The sequence below is a fragment of the Janthinobacterium sp. 17J80-10 genome (assembly GCF_004114795.1).
In the GTDB taxonomy this organism is placed as follows: Bacteria; Pseudomonadota; Gammaproteobacteria; order Burkholderiales; family Burkholderiaceae_D; genus Paucimonas.
In genome coordinates this window covers 2,434,802-2,449,250 of the sequence record NZ_CP035311.1, presented here as the reverse complement: position 1 = coordinate 2,449,250, position 14,449 = coordinate 2,434,802, and the positions used below count along the sequence as shown (strand labels likewise).

Below are 14,449 nucleotides of genomic sequence, written 5' to 3'. Positions count from 1 at the left end.
CCTAATTCTGCACAGGCTGGCGCCGGGCGGCAAGTTCGCGCGTAAGCTGCATGAAGAGCGCATAGATTTCGCCATGCGCCGGATCTGCCGCCGTCACTGCCTGACGCTGCCTTTCAGCGGTGGCAATGTCGCCGCGCGCGATCGGCCCGGTCAGCGCGCCTTCCGGTCCCAGCCTGAACACGTTGTCGACGGTTTCCCGCACCAGCGGGGCGATCATCAGCAGGGCAACATCCGGCGCAATTCCTGCCCGCATGTATGATTGCCGGGCGACGTCGAGCAAGGTCACGAGGTAGTTGCTGGCAAAGACTGCGCCGGCGTGATAATGGATTTTCGCGTCCGCCCTGATTGGCACCGTATGCGCGCCGATGGCGGTGAAGGCGGGCGCCAGCAGCGCAAGTGCGCGCGCATCGCCTTCCATGCCGCACCAGGTGCCTGCGAAGCTTTTCACGACCTCGGCAGGGGCGGCGAAACTGCGAATCGGGTGAATGGATGCTACCGCCGCACCCCGCCCGGCAGCCGCCTGCAAGACCGATGACGGCAGCGCGCCGCTGCAATGGAAGACGATGCTGCCGCTATGAAGCAGGCCGGATTGCGCCAGTGCGTCACAGCTCGCGGCAATCCGGTCGTCAGGCGTGGCGATCAGATATACATCCGCAGGGCGCAATTCCGACCGGTTGTCGATGGCCTTGCCGGCGCCGATGAATTCCGCTGCGCGCTGCGCGCTGGCGAGCGACCGGTTGAGGACATCATGCAGGCGGAAGGTGGCGCTGTCGAACCACAATCTTCCGAGTGCCTGGCCGAGCTTGCCGGCGCCGATGATGTTAAGTGTTTTCTGCATGGTGCTGTCGACAATGGGGAAATCGCTACGGATGGCATTTTTATCACGATTCGAGGCCGGCCGCTAATTCCTTTCGCTAAAAACAAGGTGGCAGGCTAGAATTGTTTACATGTCTTGCAATGGAACAGTTGCGCCGGCCGCGGATCACCAGCGGCGGCGCGGCGCACTGGAGGAGGACGAAGATGCGTATTCAGTTTCTCGGCGCCACCGGCACCGTGACCGGTTCCAAATACCTGCTGCATGCGGGCGGTGCGCAGATCCTGGTCGATTGCGGCCTGTTCCAGGGCTACAAGCAACTGCGCCTGCGCAACTGGTCGCCACTGCCGGTGCCGCCCGCCGAAGTGGATGCGGTGGTGCTGACGCATGCGCACCTGGATCACAGCGGCTACCTGCCGCTGCTGGTGCGGCAGGGTTTTCGTGGCAAGATCTATTGCAGCGCCGCCACTTACGACCTGTGCAAGATTCTCTTGCCGGACAGCGGCCACCTGCAGGAAGAGGATGCCGCTTTTGCCAATCGCCATGGCTTTTCCAAACATGCGCCGGCCTTGCCCTTGTACACGGAAGACGACGCGCATCATGCGCTGAAGTATTTCTCGCCGCTCGAATTCGGCAAGCCATCCGACATCGTTGACGCCATTACTGCCGAGCTCCATCCTGCCGGACATATCCTTGGCGCCGCCATCGTTACCATTCGCCACGACAAGCGCAGCATCACCTTTTCCGGCGACCTGGGCCGCGCCGACGATCCCATCATGCCGGCGCCGACCCGTATCGCGCGCACCGATTACCTGCTGGTGGAATCGACCTATGGCAACCGCTTGCACGGCAATGCCGATCCCATGGAGGTGCTGGGCGAGCACATCCGTGCCACGATTGCACGCGGCGGTGTCGTCGTGATCCCGGCTTTCGCGGTGGGCCGTGCGCAGGAATTGCTGTACTACATCTACCAGTTGAAGCAGGCCGGCTCGATTCCCGCCAGCCTGCCGGTCTATCTGGACAGCCCCATGGCGGGCGACGCGACGCGGATCTATCACCGTCATCACGCCGAGCACAAGCTGACGCAGGCGCTGTCGCGCGCCGTGTGTCAGGGCGCCGTGCTGGTCAACGCGGTTGCGGATTCGATGGAAATCGACCGTAAGCAGCAACCCAAGGTCATCATTTCCGCCAGCGGCATGGCCACCGGCGGGCGCGTGCTCCACCACCTCAAGGCATTCGCACCCGATCACCGCAACACCATCCTGTTCGCAGGCTACCAGGCCGGCGGCACGCGTGGGGCTGCCATGCTGGCCGGCGCCGATACGATCAAGATTCATGGCGGCTATGTCCAGGTGCGGGCGGTGGTGGCGCAGATCGACAACCTGTCGGCCCATGCGGATTGCAACGGCATCATGGACTGGCTGGCGGGGTTCGAGGAGGCGCCGAAAGAGACATTCATCGTCCATGGCGAAGCCGATGCTGCGGACGCCCTGCGGCGGCGTATCCAGGAAGAGCTCAAGTGGAACTGCCGGGTGCCGGAATACCTGGAACAGGTCGAGTTATGAATCTGCCGGAATGCATCCGGCCGATAGTGTGAGGCGGAAAGAATGCGGCAAGGCTACGAGGCACTGACAAACAGATGCATCGACTGAACATTTCTGATTCACAGGGATCCAATGTTCATGTGCAATGCCTCTGTGCGCCGCAGGTTCTGGCGGCGTGTGCATCTGCGCATCCGAAACGCAACGCTCCAGAAGGAGGTGATTCCATGAAATCGATACCGAAATTTGCGCTCAGCACCATGGCTGTCGCTGCGCTGATTGGCTTTGGGGGCTGTTCCGGCATGTCAACCCAGGATCGCAATACGGTGATTGGGGCGGGTGCCGGTGCGGTCGGCGGATCTGTATTGACGGGCGGGAGCACGGCGGGCGCCGTGGGTGGCGCCGCCGTCGGTGGCGTCATCGGCCATGAGATCAGCAAGCCGAAGAAGTAAAGGACGATCCCTCTAAAATATCATCCAGCCTAAAGGTATCGGCGCAACAGCCGTTACGCCGATACCGATACCTGTTCGAGCGCTTCCTGCTGCTCCAGCCATTCCCCTTCGAGCTGTTCCAGTTCCTTGGCGTAGTACGCCTGGTCGGTCAGCAAGGCTTTCAATTCCTTCTTCTTGGCGACATCATAGATTTCCGGGTCGGCCAGCTTCTCATCCACCGCCGCCTTTTGCGCGGTGCGCTTGGCGATCTGTTCTTCCAGTTTTTTCAGCCTGGACTCGATCGGCTTTTTCAGTGTGGCCAGGCGCTGGCGGTCTTCCGCCTCGGCGCGCTTCTGCTCGCGCTTGTCGACGCCGGACGCCGCCGGCGCGACCGGCGAGGTAATCTTTGCAGTGCTGCTGGCGGCAGGCAGTGAGGCGGCGTTTGCCTTGTCCTTGCTGGCGTTCGCCAGCTTGGTCTTGAACAGCCAATCCTTGTAATCGTCCAGGTCACCGTCGAAAGGCTCCAGCTTGCCGTCGGCAACGATGATGAACTGGTCGGTGGTGGCGCGCAGCAGGTGGCGGTCATGCGATACCACCATCAGGGTGCCTTCGAACTGCGCCAGCGCCTCTGTCAGGGCTTCGCGCGTTTCCAGGTCCAGGTGGTTGGTCGGCTCATCCAGCAGCAGCAGGTTGGGCCGTTGCCAGACGATCAGCGCCAGCGCCAGGCGGGCCTTTTCGCCGCCGGAAAATGGTGCGATCTTGGCCGTCACCATGTCGCCGGGAAAGTTGAAGCTACCGAGGAAATTGCGCAATTCCTGTTCGCGCGTGGTCGGCGCGATTTTGACCAGATGCCATAGCGGCGATTCGTCATGGCGCAGCATCTCGACCTGGTGCTGGGCGAAATAGCCGATGTTCAAGCCCTTGCCGAGATGGGCGTCACCGGAAAGCGGCGCCAGTTCGCCGGCTATGGTCTTGATCAGCGTCGATTTGCCGGCGCCGTTCACCCCCAGTAAGCCGATCCGCTGGCCGATTTGCAGAGAGAAATTGATGCCGGAAACGATGGTCTTTTCAGTGACGCTGTAGTCTTTCTCGTTTTCGATGCGGTAGCCGGCATTGACGTCTTCCATCACCAGGAGCGGATTGGGTGCGGAGAGCGGTTCGCGGAATTCGAACGAAAACTCGGCGTCGGCGCGCAGCATCGCAGTCTCTTCCATCCGCGCCAGGGCCTTGACGCGGCTTTGCGCCTGTTTTGCCTTGCTGGCCTTGGCCTTGAAGCGCTCGATGAAGGATTGCAGGTGGGCGCGCTGGCGTGCCTGCTTTTCCATCAAGCCTTGCGCGAGGATCATTTGCGCGGCGCGCTGGCGCTCGAAGGCGGAATAATTGCCCGAGTAGCGCTTCAACTTGCGCTCGTCGATATGCACGATGACATTCACCACGCCATCGAGGAAATCGCGGTCATGCGAAATGATGACCAGCGTGCCGGCATAGCGCTTCAGCCAGTCTTCCAGCCAGATGATGGCGTCGAGATCCAGGTGGTTGGTCGGCTCGTCCAGCAGCAGCAGGTCGGACGGGCACATCAGCGCCTGCGCGAGGTTCAGGCGCATGCGCCAGCCGCCGGAAAAACTGGCGACGGGCTGGTCCATCTGCGCCATCGAAAAGCCCAGGCCCAGCAGCAACTGTTCGGCGCGTGAGCGCACCGTGTACGCATCGGCATCGGCCAGCGAACTATAGAGTTCGCCGATCAGGATGCCGTTGGCGGTGCTTTCCGGCTCGCTTTCCAGGAAGGCCAGTTCATCCTCGAGCCGGCGCAGGGTGGTGTCGCCATCGATTGCGTACTCGATGGCGGGACGGTCAAGTGCCGGGGTTTCCTGGGCAACATAGGCGACGCGCCATTTGGCCGGGTAATCGATTTCGCCGGCGTCGGCGTGCAATTCGCCGCGCAGCATGGCAAACAGGCTGGACTTGCCGGCGCCGTTGGAGCCGATCAGGCCGATCTTGTCGCCCGGGTTGAGGGTGACGTCGGCGGATTCGAACAGCGGCTTGACGCCGCGCATGAGACTGACTTGTTGAAAACGGATCATTTCTTTTTCTTCGCCTGCAATTGTTCTTTGGTCAGCAGGAATACCATGTCGTCGCCGGCCGAGGTCGACAGCCAGGTCAGTTCGAGATCCGGGAAAGCGGCTTCGGCATGCGCGCGCTCGTTGCCGATTTCAACCACCAGGATGCCCTGGGGCTTCAGGCGCGCGGCGGCACCGGCGACGATCGTGCGCACCAGGTCCATGCCATCCACGCCGCCTGCCAGGGCAAGCTGCGGCTCGCGCATGTATTCGCGCGGCAGTTTCGTCATCGAATCGCTGTTTACATAGGGCGGGTTGCTGACGATGATGTCGTATTTTTTCTCTGGCAACTTCGTGTACAGGTCGGATTCGATGAGCGTAATGCGGGCCTGCAGGTCGTAATCGCTGACATTGCGCTGGGCGACGACGAGCGCGTCGCTGGAGATATCGACCGCGTCGACCTGGGCATTCTGGAACGCGTCGGCCAGCATGACGGGCAGGCAGCCCGAGCCGGTGCACAGGTCGAGGATGTCGGTGACTTCGTCGGCCACGGCGACCCAGGGGGAGAAGTAGTCGGGGATCAGTTCGGCGATGAAGGAGCGCGGCACGATCACGCGCTCGTCCACATAGAAGCGGTAGTCGCCGAGCCAGGCTTCGCGGGTGATGTAGGCGGCCGGCAGGCGCTCGGTGGCGCGCTGGTCGATGACGCGCAGCACGCCCGCGACTTCTTCGGGCAACAGGCGCGCGTCGAGGAAGGGATCGAGCTTGTCCAGAGGCAGCTTGAGTGTGAACAGCAGCAGGTAGGCCGCTTCATCGAAGGCGTTGGCGCTGCCATGGCCAAAGAACAGGCCGGCGTCATTGAAGCGGCTGACGGCGTAGCGCAACAGGTCGCGCAGGGTGGAAAAGTCGTTGGGAGTCATGGATATGGCGTAAGTTATTGGTGCGCCCGCTCCATGAGGGAGCGGGAATGTGGCAGGGTACTGCTGACTTGGACGGAACTTACAGCAAAAGGTTTTCCAGCGTCTTGCGGTAGATGTTTTTCAGCGGGTCGATATAGCGCAGCTCGATATGCTCGTCGATCTTGTGGATGCTGCCATTGGGCGGGCCGCATTCGATGACTTGCGGGCAGATCTGGGCGATGAAGCGGCCATCCGACGTGCCGCCGGTGGTCGACAGTTCCGTGTCCAGGCCGGTTTCGTCGCGGATGGCGCGGGCGAGCGCATCGGAGAGGGTGCCGCGCGGGGTCAGGAAGGGCAGGCCGCCGACGGTCCATTGCAGGCTGTATTCCAGGCCGTGGCGGTCAAGGATGGCATGCACGCGCTGCTGCAAGCCTTCGACCGTGCTGGCGGTGGAAAAACGGAAATTGAAATCGATCACCACGTCGCCCGGAATGACATTGGTCGCGCCCGTGCCGGCGTGGATATTCGACATTTGCCAGGAAGTCGGCGTGTAGTACTCGTTGCCGTCGTCCCATTTTTCCGCAGCCAGCTCTGCCAGCGCGGGCGCGGCCTGGTGGATTGGGTTGCGCGCCAGGTGCGGGTAGGCGATGTGCCCCTGGATACCCTTGATGACCAGCTTGCCGGACATGCTGCCGCGCCGGCCGTTCTTGATCATGTCGCCCAGTTGTGCCGTCGAGGTCGGTTCGCCGACGATGCAGTAATCGAGCTGCTCGCCGCGCGCCTTCAGCTTGTCGCAGACCACCACGGTGCCGTCGGTGGCCGGGCCTTCCTCGTCGCTGGTGATCAGAAAGGCGATCGAGCCTTTGTGGTCCGGGTGCGCCTGGGTGAATTCCTCGACGGCGACCACCATGGCGGCGATCGAGGTCTTCATGTCGGCAGCGCCGCGCCCGTACAGCTTGCCGTCGCGATGGGTCGGCGCGAAAGGCGCCGAAGTCCATTGCTCCAGCGGGCCGGTCGGCACAACGTCAGTATGTCCGGCGAAGACCAGCAGAGGTTGCGCAGTGCCGCGGCGTGCCCACAGGTTGGTGACTTCGCCCGAAGCGATGGTTTCGCATTGGAAGCCCAGCGGTGCAAGCAGTTCCGCCAGGCGGTCCTGGCACCCCTTGTCTTCCGGGGTCACGGAGGACAGGGTAATCAATTCTTCAGTCAGTGCGAGCGTTTTGCTCATGGGATCAGGGCTTTTCGAAAATTTGTTGATAGCTTGCGTCGGCGAAGCCGACATGGGCGCGGCCATCCTTGACCAGCACCGGGCGCTTGACGATGGAGGGCGCATCGAGCATCAGTGCGGTGGCGCTGGCGACATCGACGATGGCTTCCTTGCGCTGCAAGTCGAGGTTGCGCCAGGTTGTGCCCTTGCGATTGACCAGCGTCTCCCAATCGACATCCTTGAGCCAGCCGGATACCAGGTCGGCGGCCAGGCCAGCCTTCTTGAAATCGTGAAAGTTGTAAGGGATGCCGTGCGCCTCCAGCCAGGTCCGGGCTTTCTTGACGGTGTCGCAGTTGGGAATGCCGTACAGGGTAATGCTCATGGTTTCAGACGTTCAGGGTGAATTCGGTGAAGCTGGTGCCATCGTCCTTGTGCTCGTCCTGCTGCATGGACTTGTCGGAATCCTCGTTATTGAGGAGCCAATAGAGGTTGGTGGCGGAATCGGCATAGGCGAGCGCGTCGTCCTGCGTGACCAGGCCTTCCTTGATGAGATGAACCAGCGCCTGCTCGAAGGTTTGCGAGCCCGGCGACATGCTTTTTTCCATGGCTTCCTTGATCTGGCCGATTTCACCATCCTCGATCAGTTCGGCGATGTGGCGGGTGTTCATCAGCACTTCGACCGCAGGGATGCGCTTGCCGTTGGTGGCCGGCACCAGTCGTTGCGAAACGATTGCCAGGATGGTCGAGGCCAGATCCTGCAGCATGGCCTGGCGGGTTTCCAGCGGGAAGAAACCGATGATGCGGTTCAGTGCCCGATAGCTGTTGTTGGCATGCAGCGTCGACACCACCAGGTGACCGGACTGGGCATAGGCCAGGGCGGCCGACATGGTTTCCTTGTCGCGGATTTCGCCGACCAGGATGCAGTCCGGGGCCTGGCGCAGCGCGTTTTTCAAGGCAATGTTCAGGTTGTTCGAATCGACGCCGATTTCGCGCTGGTTGACGATGGATTTCTTGTTCTTGAAGAGAAATTCAATCGGGTCTTCCAGGGTCAGGATATGGCCGGCCATGCTGGCATTGCGGTGGTCCAGCATCGAGGCGATGGTGGTAGACTTGCCCGATCCGGTCGCGCCGACCACCAGGATCAGGCCGCGCTTTTGCTTGATGATGTCGGCCAGCGCAGGCGGCAGGTGCAGGGTGTCGAGGTCCGGAATGGTGCCGGGGATGTAGCGGAAGACTGCCGAGATGGTGCCGCGCTGGCGGAACGCCGACAGGCGGAAGCTGCCGATGCCCGGCACCGGGATGCCCAGGTTCAGCTCGTTGTTCTTGTCCAGTTCGTCCAGTTGGGACGGCGAGAGCACCTCGGCCAGCAGGGACATGATCGCGCCATTGTCGATCTTTTGCTGGTTGATCGGAATCAGGTTGCCATTGATCTTCAGCTGGATCGGCGAATTCACCGCCATGAACATGTCGGAAGCGGATTTTTCCTGCATCAACTGAAACAAGCGGTCCATTGCCATGGTGTTCTCCCTGGTGTTTTTAATTATTCAGTGCAATCAGCGGCAAACTGGTAATCCGTTAATGCAAGGGTGACGCCGTACGCTGCGCGGCGCCACCCGCGACCATTACGCGTCGCGCAGCAATTCGTTAATGCCGGTCTTGGCGCGGGTCTTGGCATCGACGCGCTTGACGATCACGGCGCAATACAGGCTGTACTTGCCATCAGCCGAAGGCAGGTTGCCGGAGACCACGACCGAGCCGGCAGGCACGCGGCCGTACGTGACTTCGCCGGTGGCGCGGTCATAGATCTTGGTGGACTGGCCGATGTACACGCCCATCGAAATGACCGAATTTTCCTCGACGATCACGCCTTCGACGACTTCCGAGCGGGCGCCGATGAAGCAGTTGTCTTCGATGATGGTCGGGTTGGCCTGCATCGGTTCGAGCACGCCGCCGATGCCGACGCCACCCGACAGGTGCACGTTCTTGCCGATCTGCGCACAGGAGCCGACGGTGGCCCAGGTATCGACCATCGCGCCTTCATCGACGTAGGCGCCGATGTTGACGTAGGAAGGCATCAGCACGACATTCTTGCCAATGAAGCTGCCGCGGCGGGCAACTGCCGGCGGCACCACGCGGAAGCCGCCCTTGGCAAAATCTTCGGCGGTGTAGTTGGCAAACTTGGTCGGCACCTTGTCGTAGAACTGCATGTTGCCGCCGGCCGGCATCGGCACATTGTCTTCCAGGCGGAACGACAGCAGCACGGCTTTCTTGATCCACTGGTTGACGTTCCAGGCGCCGTCGATCTTCTCGGCGACGCGCAGTGTGCCCTGGTCCAGTTCGCCCAGCACGTGGGCGACGGCGTCGCGCACTTCGGCGGGAGCGGATTTCGGGGAGAAACTGGCGCGGTCTTCCCAGGCCTGGTCAATGATGGTTTGCAGTTGCTGAGTCATGTTGGTATCGGTCTTGTTCAATAGTGGAAAAATCAGTGTGCCGCGAGCTTGCGGGTGAATTCAACGATGCGCTGCGCAGCTTCGAGGCATTCCGCAGTTTCAGCGACCAGCGCCATGCGGATGCGGTTTTGTCCCGGGTTGATGCCGTGCGCTTCGCGGGCGAGGTAGCTGCCCGGCAAAACCGTCACATTATATTCGGCATACAGGCGTTTGGCGAAGTCGACATCCGAGATGCTTGCCAGCTTGTCCACCCTGGCCCACAGGTAGAAGCCGGCGTCGGGCAGGGCGACGTCCAGCACTTCTGCCAGCAGTGGCGTAACTTGGCGAAACTTCCGGATGTACTGCGTGCGGTTTTCCTGCACGTGGGTTTCGTCGCCCCAGGCAACGACCGATGCCGACTGGATCGCCGGCCCCATGGCGCTGCCGTGGTAAGTGCGGTACAGCAGGAATTTCTTGAGGATGTCGGCGTCGCCGGCGACGAAGCCCGAGCGCATGCCGGGCACGTTGGAGCGTTTGGACAGGCTGGAAAAGGAAATCAGGCGCGGGTAACCGGTACGGCCGAGCTTGTGCGCGGCTTCCATGCCGCCCAGCGGCGGCTCGTCCTTGAAATAGATCTCCGAATAGCATTCGTCCGAGGCGATCACGAAGCCATAGCGGTCCGACAGTTCGAACAGCGCCTTCCAGTCCTCCAGCGTCAGCACGGCGCCGGTCGGATTGCCCGGCGAGCACAGGAACAGCAATTGCACGCGCTCCCAGACTTGCGGCGGCACGCTCTGGTAATCCGGGGCGAAATTGCGCGCCGGGTTGGAATTGAGGAAGTAGGGCTCGGCGCCGGCCAGGTAGGCGGCGCCTTCATAGATCTGGTAGAAGGGGTTCGGGCAAGCCACCAGGGCGTCGCCGCGGCGCGGATCGATCACGGTCTGGGCCAGCGCGAACAGCGCCTCGCGCGAACCCGTGACCGGCAGCACTTGCGTGGCGATATCCAGTTTCGGCAAGCCGTAGCGGCGCTCCAGCCAGGCGCCAATTGTCGCACGCAGGGCTTCGCTGCCGGCAGTCGCAGGATAGGCAGCCAGGCCGTCGAGGCTATCGGCCAGCGCGTCGCGGATGAATGCCGGCGTGGGGTGCTTGGGCTCGCCGATGCCAAGGCTGATGGGACGGTAGGCCGGGTTCGGCGTCACGTCGGCAAACAGCTTGCGCAGTTTTTCGAAGGGGTAGGGTTGCAGCTTGTCTAATAGTGGATTCACGGCGACGGCGGGAATGAATTGATGATAAAACGCCAATAAAAAGCGGGCGCGAACACAAGTGCAACATTATACCGCTCATGTTGCCGCCAAACCGGGCGCAGGCTTGGCAAAATGGCAGAAGCCCGCTTCTTCAATGATATGATTGCCACTCTGTGCGCCGCCCGGATCGCCCCGCCCGACCTCGGGGCTGGTAGTCGGATGCGGCCATTTTGTCGAAATTCACAGGATAAAGTCGATAACGTGCGTTTAACATCCATTAAATTGTCGGGTTTTAAATCCTTCGTGGATCCCACCCATTTCCAGGTGCCGGGGCAACTGGTTGGCGTGGTGGGGCCTAACGGCTGCGGCAAATCCAACATCATCGATGCCGTGCGCTGGGTGCTGGGCGAGTCCAAAGCATCCGAACTGCGTGGCGAGTCCATGCAGGACGTCATCTTCAACGGTTCCACGCACAGGAAGCCCGCCGGGCGCTCTTCGGTCGAACTGGTGTTCGACAATGCCGACGGCAGGGCCGCCGGCCAGTGGAACCAGTTCGCCGAGATCGCCGTCAAGCGCACGCTGACGCGCGACGGCACGTCCACGTATTACATCAACAACCAGGCAGTGCGCCGCCGCGATATCCAGGACATCTTCCTGGGCACGGGTCTTGGTCCGCGCGCCTATGCCATCATCGGCCAGGGCATGATTTCGCGCATCATCGAGGCGCGCCCGGAAGAGTTGCGCGTATTCCTCGAAGAAGCCGCCGGCGTGTCCAAGTACAAGGAACGCCGCCGCGAAACCGAGAACCGCCTGCACGATACCCGCGAAAACCTGATCCGCGTCGAAGATATCCTGCGCGAACTGAACGCCAACCTGGAAAAGCTCGAAGGCCAGGCGGAGGTGGCGCGCAAGTTCCATGAACTGCAGGCCGACCAGGTGGAAAAGCAAAAGCTCCTGTGGCTGCTGCGCAAGAACGAAGCCAAGGCCGAACAGGAAAAAGTCTTTCGCGACATTGAAAAGGCCCAGACCGACCTGGAAGAACAGACTGCCAAGCTGCGCCATGTGGAAACCGAGCTGGAGCACATGCGCCAGGCGCATTACGGCGCCGGCGACCGCATGCACCAGGCGCAGGGACACCTGTACCAGACCAACTCCGAGATCGGCAGCCTGGAAGCGCAGATCAAGTTTGTCATCGAGTCGCGCAGCCGCCTGCAATCGCAATTGAATTCGCTCACCGCGCAGCGCGACCAGTGGCAGCGCCAGGGCAGCCAGTACCAGGAAGAACTGGCGGAAGCCGAACTGATGCTGGAAGAGCAGGCTGCGCGCGTCGAGCAGGCGCAGATGGTGGCGCAGCAGCAGCATGAAGGCTTGCCGGCGCTGGAGCAGGCCTGGCGCGAGGCGCAGCTCAGGTCGACGGAATCGCGCGGCAAGATCATGCAGGTGCAGCAGCAGATCGAGCTGGAATCGGCGCACCAGCGCAATGCCTCCAATATCCTGTCGGGCCTGGCAGTGCGCCGCGAGCGGCTGTCGCAGGAAAAAAACGGCATGAACATGCCGGACGGCACGCACCTGGCAAATTTGAAGGAGCAGCTGGAAGAAAAACAGATGGCGCTGGAAGAGGCGCAGCATTTGCTGGAAGAGGCGCAGGAACAGCAGCCCCGCCTGGAAGAAGAACGCCGCGCGGCGCAGGCGCAGGTCAATGCCGAAACCGCGGCCAACGCCCAGCTGGAAGCACGCCTTTCCGCCCTGAAGCAATTGCAGGAAAACGTACAGACGCAGGGCAAGGTGCAGCCCTGGCTGCAAAAGCATGAGCTGGGCGACTTGCCGCGCCTGTGGCAAAAGCTGCACATCGATGCCGGCTGGGAGACCGCGCTGGAATCGGTCCTGCGAGAGCGCACCTCGGCGCTGGAAATGTCCAACCTCGACTGGGCCAAGGCCTTCTTCAACGACGCGCCGCCGGCCAAGCTCGCGCTGTTCAGCGCCAATGCCGCTGCCGGCGCTGTGACGGGCGAGGCGCCGGCAGGCCTGAAGCCCCTGCTGGAGCTGCTGCAGCTGAACGACCCCGGCCTGCGCGCGCTGATGCAGGACTGGCTGCACAACGTCTTCGTTGCAGAGGATGCCGCGGCCGCCTTCCTCGACCGCGCCAGGCTGCCCAACGGCGGCTATTTCGTCACGCGCCAGGGCCATGTGGTCAGCCGCACCAGCGTGCGTTTCTATGCGTCCGATTCGGAACAGGACGGCATGCTGGCGCGCCAGCAGGAAATCGACAATATCACCAAGCAGCTGCGCGCCCAGCACATGCTGGCCGACGAGGCAAAAACACGCGCAGTGCGCGCCGATTCCGCCCTGACGCAGGCAACGCAACGCCTGCAGGAATACCGCACGCGCGCGCAAGCCATGACCCAGGCCGCGCATGGCTTGCAGATCGAGGTAATGAAATTGTCCGAGGTGCAGGAGCGCTTCAACCAGCGCAGCACCCAGATCGCCGGCGAGCTGGCTGAAATCGCCGCGCAGGAAGCCGAGCAGCAGCAAGCCAGGGCCGAATCCGAAGCCAAGTTCGAGCAGCTCGACATGGAGCTGGCCGAGCTGCAGGAATCCCACGAAGATGGCCAGACCGCCTATCTTGCGCGCGAACAGCAGTTGAACGATGCCCGCGTGCGCCTGCGCGACCTCGAACGGGCGGCGCAGGAAGCCGGGTTTTCGGAAAAGTCGCAGCGCAACAAGATCGAGGAATTAAAGCGCAGTATCGCCACGGCCCTGGAGCAGGCCTCGCAGCTGTTTGCGAGCATGCAGCAGGGCCACCTGGAGCTGGAGAACCTGGATGACCAGGCCGCCCAGGCTGGCCTGCAATCGCTGCTGGAAAAACGCACCGACCAGGAACGTGCGTTGGCTGACGCCCGTCATGAGCTCGACCAGTTGTCGCAAAAACTGCGTCATCACGAGGAAGCGCGCCTGCAATCTGAGCGCAGCCTGCAGCCGCAGCGCGACCGCATCACCGAGCTGCAGCTGAAAGAACAGGCGGCGCGCCTGAACCAGGAACAGTTTGCCCAGCAACTCGCCGAAGCGCAGGCCGATGAAGCCGCATTGGCGGAAAAGCTGAATCCGGACCTGAAGCCTTCTTACCTGCAGGGTGAAGTCACGCGCCTGACCAATGCGATTGCGGCACTCGGGGCGGTGAACCTGGCGGCGCTGGATGAACTGGCGCAGGCGTCCGAGCGCAAGAATTTCCTTGATGCCCAGAATGCCGACCTGACCGAGGCCATCAATACGCTGCAAGATGCCATCGGCAAGATTGACCTGGAAACCCGTGCATTGCTGCAGGATACCTTCGACAAGGTCAACCGCCATTTCTCGGAACTGTTCCCGATCCTGTTTGGCGGCGGCAATGCCAAGCTGATCATGACCGGCGATGAAATCCTCGACTCCGGCGTGCAAGTCATGGCGCAGCCGCCAGGCAAGAAAAACGCCACCATTCACTTGCTCTCTGGCGGCGAAAAGGCCCTGACGGCGACGGCGCTGGTGTTTTCGATGTTCCAGCTGAATCCAGCGCCGTTCTGCCTGCTCGATGAAGTGGATGCACCGCTGGACGATGCCAATACCGAGCGTTTCTGCAACATGGTCAAGCGCATGTCGGACAATACGCAATTCCTGTTTATTTCACATAACAAGATTGCGATGGAAATGGCGCAGCAACTGATCGGTGTGACGATGCAAGAGCAGGGCGTCTCGCGCATCGTGGCGGTAGACATGGAATCGGCGGCGAGTTTTGCCCATGAGGCCCAGGCCGCCTGATCCGGCTGGTTTGCCGGATCAGGCGGGTAATCAGA

At 61.9% G+C, this 14,449-nt stretch carries 11 protein-coding genes; 3 read left to right on the top strand and 8 right to left on the bottom strand.

Annotation, left to right across the window (positions count from 1 at the left end; translation table 11 throughout):
• Position 1: 1 nt before the first annotated feature.
• Positions 2 to 838 carry a Rossmann-like and DUF2520 domain-containing protein gene (locus EKL02_RS10900; protein ID WP_128902073.1) on the bottom strand — a complete coding sequence of 279 codons (837 nt, stop codon included), beginning with the start codon at positions 836 to 838 and terminating at the stop codon, positions 2 to 4.
• A 182-nt stretch (positions 839 to 1,020) separates the two neighbouring features.
• Here EKL02_RS10900 and EKL02_RS10895 point away from each other — a divergent pair, with 182 nt between their 5' ends.
• Positions 1,021 to 2,379 (top strand): MBL fold metallo-hydrolase, encoded by a 1,359-nt coding sequence (locus EKL02_RS10895; protein ID WP_128902072.1) that lies wholly within the window; start codon positions 1,021 to 1,023, stop codon positions 2,377 to 2,379.
• Positions 2,380 to 2,582: 203 nt separating this feature from the next.
• Positions 2,583 to 2,807 carry a glycine zipper 2TM domain-containing protein gene (locus EKL02_RS10890; protein ID WP_128902071.1) on the top strand — a complete coding sequence of 75 codons (225 nt, stop codon included), beginning with the start codon at positions 2,583 to 2,585 and terminating at the stop codon, positions 2,805 to 2,807.
• Between the two features lie 53 nt (positions 2,808 to 2,860).
• Here EKL02_RS10890 and EKL02_RS10885 read toward each other — a convergent pair whose 3' ends face one another.
• From EKL02_RS10885 to dapC, 7 genes are all read right to left on the bottom strand, one after another.
• Entirely contained in the window at positions 2,861 to 4,867 is a 2,007-nt protein-coding gene (locus EKL02_RS10885; protein WP_128902070.1) for an ATP-binding cassette domain-containing protein, read from the bottom strand.
• Positions 4,864 to 5,763, bottom strand: a complete 900-nt coding sequence (gene prmB / locus EKL02_RS10880; protein ID WP_128902069.1) for a 50S ribosomal protein L3 N(5)-glutamine methyltransferase — start codon at positions 5,761 to 5,763, stop codon at positions 4,864 to 4,866. Before prmB ends, EKL02_RS10885 begins: the two co-directional genes overlap by 4 nt.
• 79 nt (positions 5,764 to 5,842) lie before the next feature.
• A complete protein-coding gene (dapE, locus tag EKL02_RS10875) occupies positions 5,843 to 6,970 on the bottom strand; it encodes a succinyl-diaminopimelate desuccinylase (RefSeq protein WP_128902068.1) in 1,128 nt (375 codons plus the stop codon).
• 4 nt (positions 6,971 to 6,974) lie between these two features.
• Positions 6,975 to 7,331 carry an ArsC family reductase gene (locus tag EKL02_RS10870; RefSeq protein WP_128902067.1) on the bottom strand — a complete coding sequence of 119 codons (357 nt, stop codon included), beginning with the start codon at positions 7,329 to 7,331 and terminating at the stop codon, positions 6,975 to 6,977.
• 4 nt (positions 7,332 to 7,335) lie between these two features.
• The gene (locus EKL02_RS10865; protein ID WP_128902066.1) at positions 7,336 to 8,466 is read right to left on the bottom strand and encodes a PilT/PilU family type 4a pilus ATPase; all 1,131 of its coding nucleotides are present in this window, start codon (positions 8,464 to 8,466) and stop codon (positions 7,336 to 7,338) included.
• A 105-nt stretch (positions 8,467 to 8,571) separates the two neighbouring features.
• Positions 8,572 to 9,399: a 2,3,4,5-tetrahydropyridine-2,6-dicarboxylate N-succinyltransferase gene (gene dapD, locus EKL02_RS10860; protein WP_128902065.1), complete on the bottom strand. Its 828-nt coding sequence runs from the start codon at positions 9,397 to 9,399 to the stop codon at positions 8,572 to 8,574.
• 32 nt (positions 9,400 to 9,431) lie between these two features.
• Positions 9,432 to 10,643, bottom strand: a complete 1,212-nt coding sequence (gene dapC / locus EKL02_RS10855) for a succinyldiaminopimelate transaminase (protein ID WP_128902064.1) — start codon at positions 10,641 to 10,643, stop codon at positions 9,432 to 9,434.
• A gap of 240 nt (positions 10,644 to 10,883) precedes the next feature.
• Here dapC and smc point away from each other — a divergent pair, with 240 nt between their 5' ends.
• Positions 10,884 to 14,414: a chromosome segregation protein SMC gene (gene smc / locus EKL02_RS10850; RefSeq protein ID WP_128902063.1), complete on the top strand. Its 3,531-nt coding sequence runs from the start codon at positions 10,884 to 10,886 to the stop codon at positions 14,412 to 14,414.
• The last annotated feature ends 35 nt before the right edge of the window (positions 14,415 to 14,449 follow it).